6 protein-coding genes are annotated in these 4603 nt (G+C 38.5%); 2 read left to right on the top strand and 4 right to left on the bottom strand.

The genetic code is table 11. The annotated features are described in order from the left end of the window. The 4 genes from CCU_RS04720 to dinD form a co-directional block, all read right to left on the bottom strand. The coding region (locus tag CCU_RS04720; protein ID WP_243440860.1) for an HAD family hydrolase at positions 1 to 344 on the bottom strand (344 nt) is incomplete at its 3' end. A 161-nt stretch (positions 345 to 505) separates the two neighbouring features. Then, entirely contained in the window at positions 506 to 940 is a 435-nt protein-coding gene (locus CCU_RS04715; protein ID WP_022215836.1) for an Hsp20/alpha crystallin family protein, read from the bottom strand. Positions 941 to 1177: 237 nt separating this feature from the next. Further along, a complete protein-coding gene (locus tag CCU_RS04710) occupies positions 1178 to 1969 on the bottom strand; it encodes a metallophosphoesterase (RefSeq protein ID WP_015533765.1) in 792 nt (263 codons plus the stop codon). Between the two features lie 155 nt (positions 1970 to 2124). Beyond that, on the bottom strand, positions 2125 to 2937 hold the full coding sequence (dinD, locus tag CCU_RS04705; protein ID WP_208896350.1) for a DNA damage-inducible protein D: 813 nt from the start codon (positions 2935 to 2937) through the stop codon (positions 2125 to 2127). A 161-nt stretch (positions 2938 to 3098) separates the two neighbouring features. Between dinD and CCU_RS04700 the strand changes: the two genes are divergently transcribed. Both CCU_RS04700 and CCU_RS04695 read left to right on the top strand, forming a co-directional pair. After that, the gene (locus CCU_RS04700) at positions 3099 to 4019 is read left to right on the top strand and encodes a tyrosine-type recombinase/integrase (RefSeq protein WP_015533763.1); all 921 of its coding nucleotides are present in this window, start codon (positions 3099 to 3101) and stop codon (positions 4017 to 4019) included. 177 nt (positions 4020 to 4196) lie between these two features. After that, a partial coding sequence (locus CCU_RS04695) for a glycosyltransferase family 2 protein (protein WP_208895994.1) occupies positions 4197 to 4603 on the top strand: 407 nt, incomplete at its 3' end.

Genomic DNA, 4603 nt, shown 5'->3' with positions numbered 1-4603 from the left:
AAATCTGCCTTGTTGGACACAACCGCAGTCTTCACACCTGCTGCCCTGAGCTTTGCTATAGCATCATGTATTCCGTCATATGGTCTGGTCTTGATTGCACTGTGCTCCTTATAATAAGAAGCAAATGTATCAAACACCTTATCTATCGTTGCCACATCAGTTCCCGCCGGCACAGCTCTCTCAATGAGCTTTCGTATGCCATTCCCAACAAATCTTCTAACCTCATCTATAGTTCTCTCAGGGAATCCATGATGAGCAAGTGCATAGTTTGTACTGTCTGTCAGGTCCTCAAGAGTATTGAGTATTGTTCCATCCATATCAAATATCGCTGCCTTGTATCTCATGTCATACATCTCCTTGTCTTATTTGTAATTATGCTTATTCCCATTATAATCTGTGAGTTAAGGTTGTCAATCAACAATGACGCCACAAAAAATCCGGCACAGGAGGGAGGTTCCTGTGCCGGACTTTTATATACAAATGAAAGTAATCATCTATCGTATATTTATTCAATTGTTATATACTTTGACTTTGGCTCTTCCGGTTTCTTCTCAATCTTTGGAACTGTGAGCTTAAGCACTCCGTCCTCAAACTTGGCCTTGATATCTTCCTGAGTCAGATCCTTGCCAACATAGAAAGTTCTGCTACCTGAGCCACTGTAACGCTCCTTGCGGATATACTTTGTCTTCTTATCTTCCTCTGTGGTCTCACTCTTTGTAGAAGCGTTCACGATCAGATATCCATCCTTGAGCTCAATCTTCACATTCTCTTTCTTAACTCCTGGAAGATTCATCTCAACTGTGTAGGCATCCTCGCTCTCGGCTACATCAGCCTGCATAAATCCATTCATCTGCGTCTGCTTTGGTGCTGTATAAGTCCTCTCAGGATATCCAAAGAAATCATCTAAAAAGCTATCTCCAATAATACTAGGCATTAACATAAGTCATCTCTCCTTCCAATATCTATCCCCTCTGCCTTTATCGCATCAGGTATATACATGTTAATAATTTCGTTTCCTTTTCAAAGGATCGCTTCAAGGCTTATCGTTAATTTCTATTTAGAAGCTCTTTCCTTTGACTGATTATGTTATACCACTTCTGTTAGCACTCGTCAACACAGAGTGCTAATAAATTTTGTGAAAAATTTGTGAAGTCCACTAATTCAGGACTTCACAACCTCACACATAAAACACCTTTTCATCCTCAAGCCTGAAACATGCAAGTCTGGCGTTCTTTATTCCTATGTTTCTCATCCAGCATCCACAGTCTATGTCATAGAACAAGAAATCTCTCTCCTCATCATACTTACGAAATACCCATCCATCATTATATGCAAATTCTTCCTCTTTGGTCGTAGGAGTATGCCCCGCCACTACCATGCCGTGCATGATGCCGCCATTTGTAAATCCATCACCCCTGGCATTCATATAGAACTCTTCCCTTGAGCTATACATGGCCTTAAGTTCCGGCGTATCAAGTCTCCTGATGTATCCGGCATGGACTACTATGCATTTTCTGTCAGACACTTCCGTCTCATACAGATACGGCATGCTCTTTATCCGGTCCGCCCATGTGCAAAGCTGTGCGAAAGTATATCCGGATTCTATCAGCTCATATACCGTCTCACAGCGGTCAAACTTTACGCAGTCATCTTTTTTCGCAAGCTTTTTCATCGACTGGTACATAGTTTTCGTGTCCTGCAGGCTATCCCTGTCAAGATCCATTTTATAGCTGATGATCCTCATCGCCTCTATATTCTGTGCAAAGTCCTCATCGTGATTGCCACGCAGCAGAATGACATTTGGCGGGACATTCATTATCCATTCCAGCACCTCGGCGTTCTTTGGCCCCTTATCTATATAATCTCCCGCACATATCAGAGTGTCACTGTCTCCCAAATTTATCTTCTCAAGCATCCGGATCAGCTCGTCATAGCATCCGTGGATGTCCGATATTACATAACTGCCCATATCTATCCTCCAATATCATACTTCATATCGAACATATACCAGACTTATTTCTGTAAATGTCAACACCATCTGAGAGTAAATTCTGAGTAAATGTCTGGTCAGGACATATAATGCTTGTGCTTTCCAATATCGCCAAATAGTCCAGCGCTCATTCATCAAGCATTAGCTTTCCTTTCTTCGCCTTCAACTTTAATCGTTCCATTTGTTCTTTCTCGATCTGTTGAATTACTTTTTTCTGGCGTTGGAAGATCTTCAGGCATCGTGCCACCAATCTTTTCTATGGCAGTGCGCACTTCTTTTCCAACATTATAATGAACTGATGTTGCCTTATCAGCGCCTTGTATTTTGTCTTTCCTCAACTTTTCTTCTGTCTGAGATATACGAAACAAGTTTGCGATCAACTCCGTACTTCCCATATAGTCAAGTATTTTTTGCCCAACTTCTAACTGTTTTCTTGAATGGATATCGTCTACATCAAGTCCTCCATACAGACCCATATAACCTGCATTTTGGAAAAAAGCAAATTCTTCATTTGTTATTACTCCAGCATTATGAGCAGTCTCTGCCAACATCTGATTCCACTGCTTGATATCGCCCCAAACCACCAGTCTCCTATTATCCTCATCCAACTCATTAAAATGATCAGCGACTTCCTGTCTGTATGTCTGTATTGCAAAATATGTCTGACCTAAAGCTATGACTTCCTTACGTGGATCTCCATTCTGTACTACCAAATAACATGCATATCGGGATAATTCGTAATCTCTTGTTGGTTTCGACGTAATTCCTGCTTCAACGATTTTGCTGACCTCAGCAAAATCGTCAGAAACCCTATGTCCACTATTCTCACATGCAATCATCGCTCTTTTTATTACCTTTTCAAAATTTCTCCACTGTACATAATCAAGTGCCGGGCCAAGTTCTCTCGCACTCCAATATTCACTTCCATCTTCACAAACATGTTTGATATCTTCACAATTACCATAATAATTTTATCATAGTTACACCTTAAGCACTACTTGATTCCCGTATTTTTGATTATTTACGCCATATTTAGCAGTCTCAATTACTTTCCTACATTTTTCCTGTACCATATAATTCTGACAAATACATACAAAGGAGATCAACTATGGACAACATGCAAACATTGATAAAAAACTATTTGGAATACTGTGGTAAACAGAAATGCCTTGATGAAAAAACTCTGAAAGCGTATAAGATCGATCTAAAGCAATTCTCAGACTATCTTTGCTCATCTGACATCACCAACGTTTCCACCAGTATATTGGAGGATTACATCGGTGAACTTCATAATAAATACAAGCCCAAGACCGTAAAACGTAAAATTGCATCTGCAAAAGCATTTTTTCACTATCTTGAATACAAGGAAATCCTGGATAGAAATCCGTTCAATAAACTGCAGATCAAATTTCGAGAGCCCGTAATATTGCCCAAGACCATTCCACTTCGCACCGTTGAAACAATTTTGTCCACCATTTATGAACAGCTTAATTGTGCCAAAACTATCTATCAAAGAAGGAATTCTCTGAGAGACGCAGCCGTTATTGAACTTTTATTTGCAACCGGCATGCGAATTTCTGAACTCTGTGCGCTGAAAGTCAACGATATCAACCTGTACGATGGAAGCATCCTTATATATGGCAAGGGTGATAAAGAGCGCCGACTTCAGATAGGAAATCCGTCTGTCATAAGTATACTGAACAAATATGAAGTTGATTTTCATTCCGAGATAATGAATTGCAATCACTTCTTTGCAAATCAATCCGGTCGGTCACTGACCGATCAGACTGTCCGCAGAATGATAAATAAATATACCGCTCTTGCCGCAATCGATCTACACATAACTCCACATATGTTCAGACATACTTTTGCAACCAGTCTGCTGGAAGCTGATGTGGACATCCGCTATATTCAGGAAATGCTGGGGCACAGCTCCATCAACATCACTGAGATTTATACTCACGTTGCGTTGGCTAAACAGCGAAGTATTTTGGCAACTAAACATCCGAGAAATAATTTTAATATTTAGTTATGTAAGCAAAGCATATTATCTTTCGAGGGATATGCTTTGTTTTCATTTTGCGCCTTTAATCAACCTCGGCAGCGGTGGTATTTATACGGATAATCAAGTATTATCAATATATTCTTGTATATTTCCCTTTATCTTCATTATGAAAATAAATTTTATTTAAAGGAGAAAATTTATATGAAAACGGATGTTAGTTTTATTATTTCAATAGATTCTTCTTTTGAAATGTTAAATAATTTTTTTGAACACTTATTACAAGATGAATTTGCTCTAAATTCAGAAATAATAGTTATTTTAGATGCTATTACAAACTGCAATATTATTACCTATATAAAAAATTTGAGTAAACAAACCCCTAATATAAAGGTATATATTTCTGACAAAAAATTGGGATATGGAAAAGCAAATAATTATGCAGTTAAACAAGCTCAAAACAATATCTTATACTTTATTAATACTGATGTTTTTGCTGAAAAGGAATGTTTTAGTAAAATGCTTGATGCATTAATGCTTGAAAATGTTGCTTGCGTACAACCTTTATTAATTTGGCCTCAAAATAACAGAATACAGTGTGCAGGAAGTAC

It is taken from the genome of Coprococcus sp. ART55/1, assembly GCF_000210595.1.
GTDB lineage: Bacteria > Bacillota > Clostridia > Lachnospirales > Lachnospiraceae > Coprococcus > Coprococcus aceti.
The sequence above is the reverse complement of the archived record's forward strand: the minus strand, read 5'-3'. Positions and strand labels throughout refer to the sequence as shown.

Coding starts and splice junctions, on each gene's coding strand:
- CCU_RS04715 (WP_022215836.1), bottom strand. CDS start 940: ATGTTAATGCCTAGTATTATTGGAGATAGCTTTTTAGATGATTTCTTT.
- CCU_RS04710 (WP_015533765.1), bottom strand. CDS start 1,969: ATGGGCAGTTATGTAATATCGGACATCCACGGATGCTATGACGAGCTG.
- CCU_RS04700 (WP_015533763.1), top strand. CDS start 3,099: ATGGACAACATGCAAACATTGATAAAAAACTATTTGGAATACTGTGGT.